Below are 13,565 nucleotides of genomic sequence, written 5' to 3'. Positions count from 1 at the left end.
TGGCGGACGGGCGTGAGTATGTGCGGGCGGCGATGAACGCGGGCATGGATGTCGATAAGTTTGCCGGACGCCTGAGCTTCTTCTTTGCAATTGGCATGAACTTCTTCATGGAGTCCGCCAAACTGCGTGCGGCGCGGTTCCTGTGGCACAAGGTCATGACCGAGTTTGGTGCCAAAAACGAGCGCTCCAAAATGCTGCGCACACACTGTCAGACCTCTGGTGTGAGCTTGCAGGAGCAGGACCCATATAACAACGTGATCCGGACAGCCTATGAGGCGATGTCGGCGGTGCTGGGCGGCACGCAGTCGCTGCACACCAACGCGTTGGACGAGGCGATTGCGTTGCCAACCGACTTCTCGGCGCGGATTGCACGCAACACGCAGCTGATCTTGCAGGAAGAGACCGGCGTGACCAATGTGGTCGACCCACTTGCGGGCTCTTACTATGTGGAAAGCCTGACCGATGACCTGATCCAGAAAGCCTGGGCCTTGATGGAAGAGGTTGAGGAGATGGGTGGTATGACCAAGGCGGTGGCCTCCGGCATGCCGAAGTTACGCATTGAAGAAAGTGCGGCGACCCGTCAGGCGATGATCGACAAAGGGGACGAAGTCATTGTCGGCGTGAACAAATACCGCAAGGACAACGAAGACCCAATCGACATTCTGGATGTGGACAACGTGGCGGTGCGCGAAAGCCAGGTGGCGCGCCTTGCGCAAATCCGGGCAGATCGAGACAGTGCGGCCTGTGAGGCGGCGCTGGCCAACCTCACCAAAGTGGCAAGCGAAGGTGGCAACCTGTTGGCGGCGGCTGTGGAAGCGGCGCGGGCACGGGCCACGGTAGGAGAAATCAGCATGGCGATGGAGAAGGAATTTGGCCGTCATCGGGCCGAGGTGAAGACATTAGCAGGCGTTTATGGCGCGGCGTATGAAGGCGACGAGGGATTTGCGGCGATCCAAAAATCGATTGAGGAGTTTGCCGAGGAGGAAGGCCGTCGCCCGCGTTTGCTGGTGGTAAAAATGGGCCAGGACGGACACGACCGTGGTGCGAAGGTGATTGCCACAGCCTTTGCCGACATTGGGTTTGACGTGGACGTTGGCCCGCTGTTCCAAACACCGGAAGAGGCGGCCCAGGATGCGGTGGACAATGATGTGCATGTGGTGGGGATTTCCTCACAGGCGGCCGGTCATAAGACATTGGCGCCACAGTTGATCGACGCGCTGAAGGACAAAGACGCCGAGGACATTCTGGTGATCTGTGGCGGGGTGATCCCGCAGCAGGATTATGAATTTCTGCAAAACGCCGGCGTGAAGGCGATCTTTGGGCCTGGCACCAATATTCCGGACGCGGCGCAGAACATTCTGCAGCTGATCCGCGAAGCGCGCACGTAGATACCGGGGGCTGTCTGCCCCCAAACCCCCGAAGGTATTTGGGGAAAGAGAAAGCGGGGCGTTGCGGGGAAATCTGCGGCGCCCTTTTTTGTGTGTCAGTGGCGTTGGATTTTCAAGCAGGCCCGCATGCCGCCGGTGCCGGCTTCAAAATAGAGTGAACCGCCGTGTTGCTCGGCCACGGTGGCGACAATGGTCAGGCCGAGACCGTAGCCCTCGATGGCCTGCGTGTTGTCGCCACGGGTGAACGGGGCCACAGCGGCTTCGATTTCGGCGGCGGTCATGCCGGAGCCTTCGTCCTCAACCGTGATTGTGGCGTGATCGGCGCTGGCGACCAGCTCTACCTTGGCTTTGCGCCCGTATTTGAGGGCGTTCTCGATCAGGTTGGAAATGGCGCGTTTGAGCGAGATCGGGCGGGCGGACACCAGAATGCGCTGCTCAGTGGGCAGGGTGCCGCGGCCGGCATTGGACATAAACACGGAGCCGCCGCCCTGAAACGACGGGATTTTCAAGGCGGCCAGAGTGACGGGCTGGCCGGTGTCTTGGTAGTCATCCACCAGAGCTTCAACCAAGGATGTTAGGGATAACTCGCGAGGGGTCTCCTCGTTGAGTTCGGCGCGGGTGTAGGTCAGCACGCTTTCAATCATCCCAGTCATGCTGTCGATGTCGGCCTCAAATTTCTCGCGCAGGTCAGCATCCTGTACCAGAGCGGCGCGCAGGCGCAGGCGGGTGGCTGGGGTGCCCAGATCGTGGCTGACGCCAGACAGCACTGTGGCGCGTTTGGCAATTTGGTCGCGTTCGCGCCCCAGATACTGGTTTACGGCCTGCACAATGTCGCGCAACTCTTCGGGGCCTTGCACCGGGTAGCGTTGCGGGCCGCCAAGGCGGCGGTGGTTGCGCAGTGTGCGGGCGAAGCGTTCAAAATGGGCAGAGGTGTCGCGCACAAGTGTGGTGAAGATGGTCATCGACACAATGGCCAACAGCACGGCCAATAGCCGGTAGTCGGTCGGCGCGACATTGCAGCCCCAGACCGCGCGCCCATCCACACGTTTCCAGTCTTGCGCCCCCATGCGCGCATACAAAATGGGCTCACTGCAATATGTGGCCAGAAGTTGGGTGACGCGGCCAAGCTTTTGCGCCGCAGATTGGCGTTCGTTGGAGACCAGTTCAGAGACGTTGTAACGCAGGCTGTCTGAGACAATTACCAGGGCGAGGGTTTCGCCTGACACGGGGTCATGACCTTGGCCCTTGAGGGAGACATGGGTCACAAAGGCCGGTTTAGGCACGCCTGGGAGTTGCAAGAATTCCCTCTGGCTGACCAAATCCTGATTGGTTTGGCTTAAGGTTTGAATGTCGACATTGACCGGTGGGTCAGCGCGGGTGCGCAGGCTGTCATAAAGCGAGACGCCGGTGACGTAACTGCGAGTCAGGTGGTCGCGCCATCCGTTGCTGGAGGCAGACCAAAGCCATGCTGTGCCGTAAGCTGTGGCAAAGCAGGCAAACACCAGAAACAGACCCAGAGATTGCAGGCGGAAGCCTTGCGACTTTGAGGTCATTGATCGTCCTCAACCGCAACATCCACGGCAAAGACATAGCCCACACCACGCTGGGTGCGCAGCAACTCCGGGATTTTGGGATCTGCTTCGATTTTGCCGCGCAACCGCCCCACCAAAACGTCAATGGCGCGGCCTGGGTTGCCGGATCCGACGTCTTGACCGTCGCCGGTCACGTCCAGTGCGGTGTTGATCTCTTCACGGGTCAGGGGGATGTGGGGATTGCCAAGGAAGACCTTGAGCAGGGCGGTTTCTTTGCGCGACAGGCTGACTTGGTAGCCTTGCGGCGAAGTAACTTCGTCGCGTTTGGCGTCATAACACCAGCCGCCAAAGCGGAAGGTGGAAATGCTGCGGCGGTAGGTCAAAGAACTGCTGCGTTTGGCGCGGTGTAAGACGGCTTTCACCCGCGCGAGCAGCAAATTGGGATTAAACGGCTTGGCGATATAGTCATCCGCACCCACTTCATAGCCGGCCATGCGGTGGTGATCCGCCGACAGGGCAGAGACCAGAATGACAGGCACATCCTGCTCGTGGCGCAGGCGTTTGCAAATGTCGACGCCATATTCATCGCCCAACATCACATCCAGCAAGATCAGATCGACACGGCCACTGCCCAGTTGGTCACGAATGGTGCTCTCGCTGTCGCAGGGCAAGGCGATAAAACCGTTTTGACGCAGAAATTGCGTCAGCATGCCGCGCGTTTCCGCATCGTCATCAACCACCAACAAACGTGGAATTGTCATCTCTGCCTCCCTTTGGTCGCCTGCCGTTCCCCCACGACAGGCTGACTTGTTGCTTGCTTTGTAACACCGTGCAACAAAATCAAGGCCTAGGTAACAGCGTGTAACAGAACGCCTAATTTTGTGACATGGCAAAGGCCAAACTCGGATTTGGAGGATTGTGACACCCCGCCGCGGTTTGGCAGGAATGAGGCAGCGCTGCTCAGATGGGCAGCGAATTTGGGAGGAAATAATGAAAAAATCCGTATTCGCGGCCGCCGTGGTCGCGTCGCTTGTTGCATCCAACGCAGTGAAAGCTGAACCACAGGCAGAAGTTCTGCACTGGTGGACATCTGGTGGTGAAGCCAAATCTGTGGCTGTGCTGCAAAAAGAATTTGCCGACAATGGCGGCACCTGGACCGACATGCCGGTGGCTGGCGGCGGCGGTGACGCTGCGATGACCGCGCTGCGGGCACGTGTACTGTCTGGCAACGCGCCAACAGCGGTTCAGCTGAAAGGCCCAGCGATTGCTGAATGGTATGAAGAGGGTGTTCTGGCCGACATTTCCGACGTTGCCGAAGCACAGGGTTGGGCTGATGTTCTGCCAGCTTCAATTGCCGGTCACATGAAATGTGAAGGCACGTGGTGTGCGGCGCCGGTGAACGTGCACCGGATTGACTGGATCTGGGCCAACGCCGACATCCTGAAAGCCAATGACATCGCCATGCCCAACACCTGGGCAGAATTCAACACCGCAGCGGACACGCTGATGGCGGCGGGCATCATTCCTCTGGCCCACGGTGGTCAGGCTTGGCAGGATGCCACAGTGTTTGAAGCTGTGGCTCTGGGCCTCGGTGGCGCCGACTTCTTCCAGAAAGCCTTCGTGGATCTGGATATGGACACGCTGAAGTCCGACCAAATGGTCGAAGTGTTTGATCAGATGCGCAAGCTGCGCGGCTATGTGGATGGCAACTTCTCCGGTCGTGATTGGAACCTGGCAACCGCGATGGTCATGAACGGCGAAGCGGCGTTCCAGATCATGGGTGACTGGGCCAAAGGTGAATTCCTGGCCGCGGGCAAAGTGCCGGGCGAAGACTTCCTCTGTGTGTCGACACCGGGCGATGGCTTCCTTTACAGCGTGGACAGCTTTGCCATGTTCAACGTGGACGGCGACGACAAGCAAAGCGGTCAGAAACTGCTGGCCGAGCTGATTGTTGGCAAAAGCTTCCAGAAAGTGTTCAACCTGAACAAAGGCTCGATCCCTGCGCGGACCGACGTTGCTCTGGATGAGTTTGACTCCTGCGCCCATACCTCGGCTGCGGATATGGCCTCCAGCAACAAAGAAGGCTCATTGCTGCCAAGCTATGCCCACGGCATGGCGCTGCGCGGTGCGCAGGCCGGTGCCATCACCGATGTTGTGACAGCCCACTTCAACTCGGACATGTCTTCGGCGGAAGCCGTTCAGATGCTGGCCGACGCGATCGCCAACTCGATGTAATCTCCCAGCCCCGTTCCGAAGGTTTCTTTCGGGGCGGGGCGCCTAAATAAAGGGTCGTTGTTATGACCGAATGGCTTGAACGCCACGTGCCAAAGATGGTGCTTGCACCTTCTTTTGTGGCCGTCCTCATCTTTGTCTATGGCTTTATCATTTGGACCGGCTGGGTGTCGCTCACCCGCTCCAAGTTGATGCCGAAATACGAAATCAAAGGCGTCATTCAGTATGAACGCCTGTTTGCCTCCCCACGCTGGGACACAGCGATGGACAACCTGTTCATCTTTGGCGGGCTGTTTATTGGGATATCCCTGATCCTCGGCCTGTTTCTGGCCATTCTTCTGGATCAGAAAATCCGTGCGGAGGGTGTGTTGCGCACCATCTACCTCTACCCGATGGCACTGTCGATGATTGTGACCGGGACCGCCTGGAAATGGATCATGAACCCGGGCCTTGGTATTGAGGCCACCGTTCGCAACTGGGGTTTTGAGAGTTTCACCTTCAACTGGATCACCGATCCCAAGATGGCAATTTACGCGGTTGTGATTGCCGCCGTTTGGCAGGCCAGTGGTTTTGTCATGGCGCTGTTTTTAGCTGGGTTGCGCTCTGTGGATGAGGAAATCATCAAGGCTGCGCAGGTTGATGGCATTCCCACCTGGCGGATCTATTCGGCGATTATCATTCCCTCGATGGCACCGATCTTCCTGTCCGCCTTCATCGTGCTGGCGCACCTTGCGATCAAGAGCTTTGACCTTGTGATCGCGCTGACCGGTGGTGGTCCTGGCTATGCCACGGATCTGCCGGCAACCTATATGTATGCCATGGCGTTTTCGCGCGGCGACATTGGGCAAGCGGCCAGCTCTGCCATGGTCATGATGGGTGTCGTGTTCACCATTGTCGTGCCTTACCTGTACTCTGAATTGAGGGCGAAACATGACTGATTTCACCCAATCCTACACCGCGCCGCGCCGCAGCTTTGGCCAGTTGGCCTTGCGTTGGCTGCTGTTTACCCTGCTTGGGCTGTTTGCGCTGTTCTATCTGATGCCGTTGTTTGTGATGGTCACAACATCGCTCAAAAGCCTTGAAGAAATCCGCACAGGCTCGCTTGTGGCCCTGCCGCGCGATGTGACTTTCGAGGCCTGGAGCACAGCATGGTCGGGCACCTGTACCGGCGTGAAATGTGAAGGCCTGCGGCCGTATTTCTGGAACTCGGTGCTTATGACCGTTCCGGCGGTGTTCCTTGCCACACTGCTTGGTGCTGTGAATGGCTATGTGATTGCGCAATGGCGCTTCAAAGGGGCCAACTTGATTTTCGCGATGATGTTGTTTGGCTGCTTCATCCCGTTTCAGGTGGTTCTGCTACCGATGGCACGCAGCCTGGGCATTCTGGGCCTGGCGGGCTCGATCCCCGGATTGATTTTTGTGCATGTGATCTACGGGATTGGCTTCACCACGCTGTTTTTCCGCAACTACTATGTCACGATCCCAGCTGAACTGACCAAAGCTGCAAAGGTGGACGGGGCCGGGTTTTTCCGGATCTTCTGGTCGATCTTTCTTCCGCTGTCGTTGCCCATCGTGGTGGTGACTGTGATCTGGCAGTTCACCAATATCTGGAACGACTTCCTCTTTGGGGTCAGCTTCAGCCAAGCGGGCACGCAGCCGGTGACCGTAGCCCTCAACAACATCGTCAACTCCACCACAGGGGTGAAGGAATACAACGTCGATATGGCCGCTGCCATCATCGCCGCCCTTCCCACGCTGCTTGTCTATGTGGTGGCAGGCAAATACTTCATCCGCGGCCTGACCGCAGGTTCCGTGAAAGGTTAACCCCATGGCACCCATTCTGGATATCAATAACCTCTACAAGAACTATGGTTCTGTCGAGATCCTCAAAGACATCAATGTGGCGATTGAGCCCGGTGACTTCCTTGTGCTGGTCGGCCCGTCGGGCTGCGGCAAGTCCACGCTTCTCAACTGTATTGCCGGGTTGGAACCGATCACCGGTGGCAAACTGTCGATTGGCGGCAAAGACATGACCCATGTCAGCCCGAAGGACCGCGACATCGCCATGGTGTTCCAATCCTACGCGCTTTACCCAACCATGTCGGTGGCCAAGAACATCACCTTTGGCATGAAAGTGCGTGGCGTGGATGCGGCGACGCAAGAGAGCAAGCTCAAAGAAGTGGCGAGCCAGTTGCAGATTGAGCAGCTGTTGCACCGCCGTCCGGGGCAGTTGTCCGGTGGTCAACGTCAACGTGTGGCGATGGGGCGGGCGCTGGTGCGTGATCCCAAACTGTTCCTGTTTGATGAGCCTCTCTCAAATCTCGATGCGAAGCTGCGCGTTGAAATGCGCTCTGAGATCAAGAAACTGCACCAAAACCTTGGCGCCACCATGGTTTATGTGACCCACGATCAGATCGAGGCGATGACCTTGGCGACCAAGATTGTGGTTCTGAAAGGTGGCGTGGTGCAGCAAATTGGCACGCCTGCGGAGATCTACAACCGTCCGGCCAACCTGTTTGTGGCCGACTTCATGGGCAGCCCGGCGATGAACCTGATCCCGGCCAAAGCCACGAAGAACGGCAGCGATACGCGGATTGAGATTGCGCGGGACGGTGCGGCGCCATTGGTGCTGACCGACACCCATGCAGAAAACCTGCCGCAGGATGTGATCCTTGGGCTGCGGCCTGAGGACATTGCTGAAGCCGGATTCCGGGCTGGTGAAGACGTGCAGGTGGCCGAGTGTCATATCGATATGGTGGAGCCTGCGGGGGCGGATACCTTTGTGGTGTCTGAATTGGGCGGCAAACAGGTCACGGCGCGTTTGCATGCGGAGACCGGTGCTGAGTCCGGCAAAGTGCTGCCATTGGCGTTTGATCTGAGCAAAGTGTCTTACTTTGCACCGGGCAGTGGTGAGCGGCTGAACTAAGCCGGTATCAATTGAAAACGAAAAAGCCCGCTTGGTTGAGCCAAGCGGGCTTTTTGTTTGCGACAGTGTTGGCTTACGCGCTCAGGCGCTCATCATCTTCGAACGCGTCAGATACCTCAGGTTGTTCCGCGCCATCCATGTCAAAACGGGCCACGATGCCGGACAAGCTTTGCGCCTCGGCCAGCAACATCTGACTTGAGGCGGCGGCTTCTTCAGCCATGGCGGTGTTTTGCTGTGTCACAGAGTCCAACTCGCGCATTGAGGTGTTGATGCTCTCCAGACCTGCGGACTGGGTGCGCACGCCATCGGAAATTTCGGTCACCAGATCGGACACAGATGTGACCTGAGTGATGATATTGGACAAGGCTTCACCCGCACGTCCCACCATTTCGACCCCGTTGGAGACATGGTCTTCGCTGGCGCTGGTGAGTTTCTGAATTTGTCCGGCGGCGGTTGAGGCCCGCAGCGCCAAGGCACGGACTTCGGAGGCCACGACGGCAAACCCGCTGCCAGCGCTGCCTGCGCGGGCGGCTTCGACACCGGCGTTAAGCGCAAGCAGGTTGGTCTGGAAGGCGATGTCGTCGATCACACCGATGATTTGGGTGATTTCGCTGGAGGCTGTTTGGATTTGATCCATGGCTTCGACAGCAGAGGATACCACATCACGGCTGTTTTCCGCTTCGCCCCGGGCGGTTTGCATGACGCCGTCAACCCGTGTGGCGCGATCTGCGGTGGCTTTCACGCCATCAGACAAGGCATTCACGGCGTTGGCGGTGTCCTCAAGTGTGGCGGCGGCGCTTTCAGTGCGCTTCTCCATCACGGTTGCGGAGGACTTCTGCTCGTCGGAGTATTGGCCAACGTGCTGGGAGGCTTCGACAATGTCGGACATCAAGTCGCGCAAGTTGGCCAGACTGCGGTTGAAATTCTCTCGCAGGATTTCATAGTCGGCTACAAATGGCGTGTCGATGTCACAGGCCAGATTGCCGCGCTCTAGCTCAGACAAGGCTTCGCTCATGGTTTCCACAACATCGGCAGTTTTGCGGGCGGATTCAGCTTCGCGCTCTGAGGCTTCATCAGCGCGTTTGAGCTTGTCGCGGAAGTCGCCCATGGTGCGGGCCAAATCGCCAAGTTCGTCGCCACGATCCTGGCCAGAGATGTCGATGTCATACTCGCCTTCCGCCAAGGCGTCTGTCACGCCACGCAGGGCTTGAATGGGCTTGGTAACACGGCTGGCGGCAATCCAAGAGACGATGATGGCGATGACCACAGAGGCCGCGATCATAGCGATGGCAATCATGCGGATTTGTTGCACAGCTGCGAAGGCGGCGTCGTGGTCGGTTTCCATCACCAGAGACCAGTTGAAGCCGGGCACTTGCATAGGTTTGACCAAGCCGATCACGTCAATGTTGGCAACGGATTCCACCGATTCAAAAAACGCATCTTCGTGGGCTTGGGCTGCTGCGATATGCGGCGCTTGTGGCAGTACGGTGGTGACTTCAAACTGACCTTCGATCAGAGATGGGCTGCGTGCGGTTCCGTCTGCGCCAACCAAGAAAAGGTTCTGATGGCCGCTGTTGTCAAGATTGGTGGACAGGGCGGTCGCGATGCGGTCGCTGGAGAGTTGAACCGCCAGCACACCTGCGATGGTTTTCTTCTTGCTCAGGATCGGGATTGCGAGAAAGGCGCCAGCGCCGCCGCCGGTGATCTCATAGGCGGCAAAATCAGAGGTGCTGATCTCACCCGGCTTTGAATTGATCGCAGCTTTGAACACTTGTCCCAAACCGGAGGCCGCGTAGTCGCCTTTGGAGAAATCTTGCGCGAAGTCATCTTGCTTCATCACCGTGTAAAGCAGGCGGCCTTCGGTGTTAAACAGGTAGATGTCCTCATAGCCGTTGAGATTCAGAGAACGCAGGAACGTTGGATGATAGCTGTTGTGGGATTGGCTGTAATATTGCCCATCTCCCGGATCGACCAGCTTGGCGCGCTCCCCAACTGGATTGGGGTTATTGGTGATATAGGTGTCGGTGAGATATTTGAGAGGGTCGTCGGCCTCGATCATGCCAATCACGCGGTCAAAATTGCTGATCGCGCGGAAGGTTGTGGGCTGATCGGCATTCATCACCAGATCGCGCCGCACCGCATCAATCAAAGCCGCAATGGCCTGTTTGCCGGCGTTGGCGGTGGTTTCATGGGAGGCGTAGACATTCTGGCGAATGTTTTGCTCTGCCATACGATAAACAAGGAAGGACACAGTAACCAGAAACGTGGCTGTCAATGCCACCATCACAAGGGGCAGCTTTAAAGAAAGCGACAGCTTTTTGGCTCTGAACATTTTTTGCTCCTCACAAAATGTCTCATCGCCCGAGAAATTACGGGGTCTCCCATCGGTACCCAGAAAAACCCTTCGAAGTGTTTAAGAGTAAATTTGAGCTGGAAAATAACGGCGATGACGTCCGTGCGGAGCTGATGTTGTGAAGAATAGATGCGATGTTAAGTTGTTGAAAGAGAACGGAACTTGATTTCTTCCAACTAAGGAATGCGCACACGCTCAACGAATTTTTTGAGGGCAAAGCGCGAACGAATGGCACGGATCCCTGGCACACGCATGAGCTTGGATTGTAGAAAACTCTCAAATTCTTCAAGGCTTTCCACCCAAATCTCCAGTTGAAAGTCCATCGCGCCGGTCATCAATGTGCCGGTGACAACTTCGTCAAATCGGGCCACTTCTTTCTGAAAATTTGAAATAGCGTCTGCATCTTGACGCTCCAGCTCGACATTCACGTAAGCCGTGATGCCAAAACCGGCGGTCATGCGGTCGATGCGCAGGGTGTAGCCGGCGATCAACCCACTGTCTTGCAGCTGTTTCAGGCGGCGTTTGCAGGGAGTTGCCGAAAGGCCTACACGGTCTGCGATCTGCACCACAGACATGCGGCCGTCTTCACACAGCGCGCGGATGATTTTGCGGTCAATTTCATCTATAGTGATTTTCGCCACAGTATTCTCCTGAACCGGCCGTATCGGCTAACATTTTGCAAATACGATAGGAGAACGCCGTTTTTCAACCCGGATTGTTGGCTAAACTAGCAGGGTTGAATAATTCTCGCTGGCAGGCGGGGGTGTCGGTTGTGTTGTCCGTCCCTGATCCCCCTGCGTGGGACAACGTGACGGATCAATCGTGACTCCCGGTGTCAGCCCCACTTTAGAAAGGTGACGCATGGGCTCTGATACCGCTCCGCTCTCCCTCAATGTCCCGGAACCGGGATGCCGTCCCGGTGACACGCCGGACTTCTCCGATTTTGAAATTCCCCGTGCTGGCGACGTTGGCCGTCCGGACGTGGATACCGACCCGGATGCCATTCGAGACATGGCGTTTTCGATTGTGCGTGTGCTCAACAAAGAAGGCGAGGCGGTGGGCGATTGGGCCGGTGCGCTGAGCGTGGATGAGTTGCGCGAAGGGCTGCGTCATATGATGACCCTGCGGACCTTTGATGCGCGCATGCAGATTGCGCAGCGGCAGGGCAAGACAAGCTTTTACATGCAGCATTTGGGCGAAGAGGCGGTGTCCTGCGCCTTTGCCCGCGCATTGCAGCCGGGGGATATGAATTTCCCAACTTACCGTCAGGCCGGGCTGTTGATTGCGTCAGATTATCCGATGCTGACAATGATGAACCAGATTTACTCCAACGCCGACGATCCATTGGCTGGGCGTCAGTTGCCCATCATGTATTCATCCAAGGAACACGGGTTCTTTTCGATCTCAGGCAACCTGGGCACGCAGTTTGTACAATCGGTGGGCTGGGCGATGGCCTCGGCCATTTCCGGTGACACCAAGATTTCGACCGGCTGGATCGGTGATGGCTCGACAGCGGAGAATGATTTCCACGCGGCGATGGTGTTTGCTTCCACCTATAAGGCACCGGTGGTGCTCAATATTGTGAACAACCAATGGGCCATTTCCACTTTCCAAGGCATTGCACGCGGCGGTGTTGGCACGTTTGCAGCGCGTGGGCATGGGTTTGGCATTGCTTCGCTGCGTGTGGATGGGAATGACTATCTGGCAGTGCATGCGGTTGCGAAATGGGCGGCAGAGCGTGCGCGCTTGGGACATGGACCAACGTTGATTGAGCATGTGACCTATCGGGCGGGCGGGCACTCGACGTCTGATGATCCGGCCGCGTACCGCTCGAAACAGGAGGCCGCGGCGTGGCCGTTGGGTGACCCAATTGAACGGCTCAAGCAGCACCTGATCAAGATTGGTGAGTGGAGTGAAGACCGCCACGCGCAGGCAGAGGCAGAAATCCTCGAAACGGTGATTTCAGTCCAGAAAGAGGCGGAAGCGGTGGGCACCCTAACGGGCGGCAAGGCGCCGAGCCCGCGCGATATGTTTGAAGGGGTGTATGAAACCATGCCAGCTCACCTAATCCGCCAACGTCAAGAAGCGGGGTTCTGATCATGGCACAGATGACAATGATTGAGGCCATCCGCGAAGCCCACGATGTGGCCATGGCGGCGGATGACAAGGTGGTGGTGTTTGGCGAAGACGTTGGCTTCTTTGGCGGCGTGTTCCGCTGTACCGCTGGCCTACAAGAGAAATACGGCAAGTCCCGCTGTTTTGACGCGCCGATCAATGAGAGCGGCATTGTGGGCACGGCAATCGGTATGGCGGCTTATGGGCTGAAGCCGGTGATTGAGATCCAATTCGCCGACTATGTGTATCCGGCCTATGACCAGATCGTGTCTGAGGCGGCGCGGTTGCGGCATCGCTCGCATGGCGACTTCACCTGTCCTTTGGTGATCCGCATGCCCACCGGCGGTGGCATCTTTGGCGGACAGACGCACAGCCAGAGCCCGGAAGCGATTTTCACCCATGTGTCCGGTTTGAAAGTGGTGATCCCGTCTAACCCGCGCGATGCCAAAGGTCTGTTGCTGGCGGCGATTGCGGACCCTGATCCGGTGATCTTTCTGGAACCTAAGCGGCTGTATAATGGTCCGTTTGATGGGCACCACGACAAACCCATCGAGAGCTGGAAGAAGCACCCGCAGGGGGATGTGCCGGAAGGCAATCAGATCATTCCATTGGGTAAGGCGCATATTCAGCGCGAAGGTGCAGATGTGACGGTTCTGGCGTATGGTACAATGGTGTACGTGGCCGAGGCGGCTGTGGCAGAGACCGGTGTGGATGCCGAAGTCATCGATTTGCGCACGCTGATGCCGTTGGATTTGGACACCATTGTTGAAAGCGTGAAAAAGACCGGACGGTGTGTGGTTGTGCATGAGGCGACACGCACCTCGGGCTTTGGTGGCGAGCTGATGAGCCTCGTGCAGGAAGCCTGTTTCTATCATCTTGAAGCGCCAATGATCCGTGTGACCGGATGGGATACGCCGTATCCACACGCGCAGGAGTGGGAGTATTTCCCTGGGCCTGGTCGTGTTGGTGAAGCTTTGCGCAAAGTCATGGAGGACTGATCCCATGGGAGTATTTGCAAT

Annotated in this window: 11 protein-coding genes; 7 read left to right on the top strand and 4 right to left on the bottom strand. The window is 57.3% G+C overall.

Features of this window, described 5'->3' with window-relative positions; all coding sequences use genetic code 11:
* Positions 1–1,388 (top strand): methylmalonyl-CoA mutase family protein (locus QZ517_RS17480; RefSeq protein WP_294229428.1); only part of this gene is annotated, 1,388 nt, incomplete at its 5' end.
* Positions 1,389–1,483: 95 nt separating this feature from the next.
* Here QZ517_RS17480 and QZ517_RS17475 read toward each other — a convergent pair.
* Together QZ517_RS17475 and QZ517_RS17470 are read right to left on the bottom strand one after the other, a co-directional pair.
* Positions 1,484–2,941, bottom strand: a complete 1,458-nt coding sequence (locus tag QZ517_RS17475) for a HAMP domain-containing sensor histidine kinase (protein ID WP_294229424.1) — start codon at positions 2,939–2,941, stop codon at positions 1,484–1,486.
* A complete protein-coding gene (locus QZ517_RS17470; RefSeq protein ID WP_294229422.1) occupies positions 2,938–3,681 on the bottom strand; it encodes a response regulator transcription factor in 744 nt (247 codons plus the stop codon). The genes QZ517_RS17475 and QZ517_RS17470 overlap by 4 nt, the downstream gene beginning before the upstream one ends.
* A gap of 229 nt (positions 3,682–3,910) precedes the next feature.
* Between QZ517_RS17470 and QZ517_RS17465 the strand changes: the two genes are divergently transcribed.
* The 4 genes from QZ517_RS17465 to ugpC all read left to right on the top strand — a co-directional run bounded on the left by QZ517_RS17465 (position 3,911) and on the right by ugpC (position 8,078).
* A complete protein-coding gene (locus QZ517_RS17465) occupies positions 3,911–5,155 on the top strand; it encodes an ABC transporter substrate-binding protein (protein ID WP_294229419.1) in 1,245 nt (414 codons plus the stop codon).
* A 62-nt stretch (positions 5,156–5,217) separates the two neighbouring features.
* Positions 5,218–6,090 carry a sugar ABC transporter permease gene (locus QZ517_RS17460; protein WP_283427654.1) on the top strand — a complete coding sequence of 291 codons (873 nt, stop codon included), beginning with the start codon at positions 5,218–5,220 and terminating at the stop codon, positions 6,088–6,090.
* Positions 6,083–6,976: a carbohydrate ABC transporter permease gene (locus tag QZ517_RS17455; protein ID WP_294229416.1), complete on the top strand. Its 894-nt coding sequence runs from the start codon at positions 6,083–6,085 to the stop codon at positions 6,974–6,976. The genes QZ517_RS17460 and QZ517_RS17455 overlap by 8 nt, the downstream gene beginning before the upstream one ends.
* Positions 6,977–6,980: 4 nt before the next feature.
* A complete protein-coding gene (gene ugpC, locus QZ517_RS17450; RefSeq protein ID WP_294229413.1) occupies positions 6,981–8,078 on the top strand; it encodes a sn-glycerol-3-phosphate ABC transporter ATP-binding protein UgpC in 1,098 nt (365 codons plus the stop codon).
* A gap of 73 nt (positions 8,079–8,151) precedes the next feature.
* Here the strand turns inward: ugpC and QZ517_RS17445 are convergent, their stop codons facing one another.
* Both QZ517_RS17445 and QZ517_RS17440 read right to left on the bottom strand, forming a co-directional pair.
* On the bottom strand, positions 8,152–10,410 hold the full coding sequence (locus QZ517_RS17445; RefSeq protein ID WP_294229410.1) for a methyl-accepting chemotaxis protein: 2,259 nt from the start codon (positions 10,408–10,410) through the stop codon (positions 8,152–8,154).
* Between the two features lie 197 nt (positions 10,411–10,607).
* Positions 10,608–11,072, bottom strand: a complete 465-nt coding sequence (locus tag QZ517_RS17440; RefSeq protein WP_294229408.1) for an Lrp/AsnC family transcriptional regulator — start codon at positions 11,070–11,072, stop codon at positions 10,608–10,610.
* Between the two features lie 220 nt (positions 11,073–11,292).
* Here QZ517_RS17440 and QZ517_RS17435 point away from each other — a divergent pair, with 220 nt between their 5' ends.
* The gene (locus tag QZ517_RS17435; RefSeq protein WP_294229405.1) at positions 11,293–12,528 is read left to right on the top strand and encodes a 3-methyl-2-oxobutanoate dehydrogenase (2-methylpropanoyl-transferring) subunit alpha; all 1,236 of its coding nucleotides are present in this window, start codon (positions 11,293–11,295) and stop codon (positions 12,526–12,528) included.
* A 2-nt stretch (positions 12,529–12,530) separates the two neighbouring features.
* Positions 12,531–13,544: an alpha-ketoacid dehydrogenase subunit beta gene (locus QZ517_RS17430; protein ID WP_294229403.1), complete on the top strand. Its 1,014-nt coding sequence runs from the start codon at positions 12,531–12,533 to the stop codon at positions 13,542–13,544.
* Positions 13,545–13,565 lie beyond the last annotated feature (21 nt).

The organism is uncultured Shimia sp. (genome assembly GCF_913054185.1).
In the GTDB taxonomy this organism is placed as follows: Bacteria; Pseudomonadota; Alphaproteobacteria; order Rhodobacterales; family Rhodobacteraceae; genus Shimia.
The sequence above is the reverse complement of the archived record's forward strand: the minus strand, read 5'-3'. Positions and strand labels throughout refer to the sequence as shown.

Coding starts and splice junctions, on each gene's coding strand:
- QZ517_RS17435 (WP_294229405.1), top strand. CDS start 11,293: ATGGGCTCTGATACCGCTCCGCTCTCCCTCAATGTCCCGGAACCGGGA.
- ugpC (WP_294229413.1), top strand. CDS start 6,981: ATGGCACCCATTCTGGATATCAATAACCTCTACAAGAACTATGGTTCT.
- QZ517_RS17430 (WP_294229403.1), top strand. CDS start 12,531: ATGGCACAGATGACAATGATTGAGGCCATCCGCGAAGCCCACGATGTG.
- QZ517_RS17465 (WP_294229419.1), top strand. CDS start 3,911: ATGAAAAAATCCGTATTCGCGGCCGCCGTGGTCGCGTCGCTTGTTGCA.
- QZ517_RS17445 (WP_294229410.1), bottom strand. CDS start 10,410: ATGTTCAGAGCCAAAAAGCTGTCGCTTTCTTTAAAGCTGCCCCTTGTG.
- QZ517_RS17455 (WP_294229416.1), top strand. CDS start 6,083: ATGACTGATTTCACCCAATCCTACACCGCGCCGCGCCGCAGCTTTGGC.
- QZ517_RS17460 (WP_283427654.1), top strand. CDS start 5,218: ATGACCGAATGGCTTGAACGCCACGTGCCAAAGATGGTGCTTGCACCT.
- QZ517_RS17470 (WP_294229422.1), bottom strand. CDS start 3,681: ATGACAATTCCACGTTTGTTGGTGGTTGATGACGATGCGGAAACGCGC.
- QZ517_RS17475 (WP_294229424.1), bottom strand. CDS start 2,941: ATGACCTCAAAGTCGCAAGGCTTCCGCCTGCAATCTCTGGGTCTGTTT.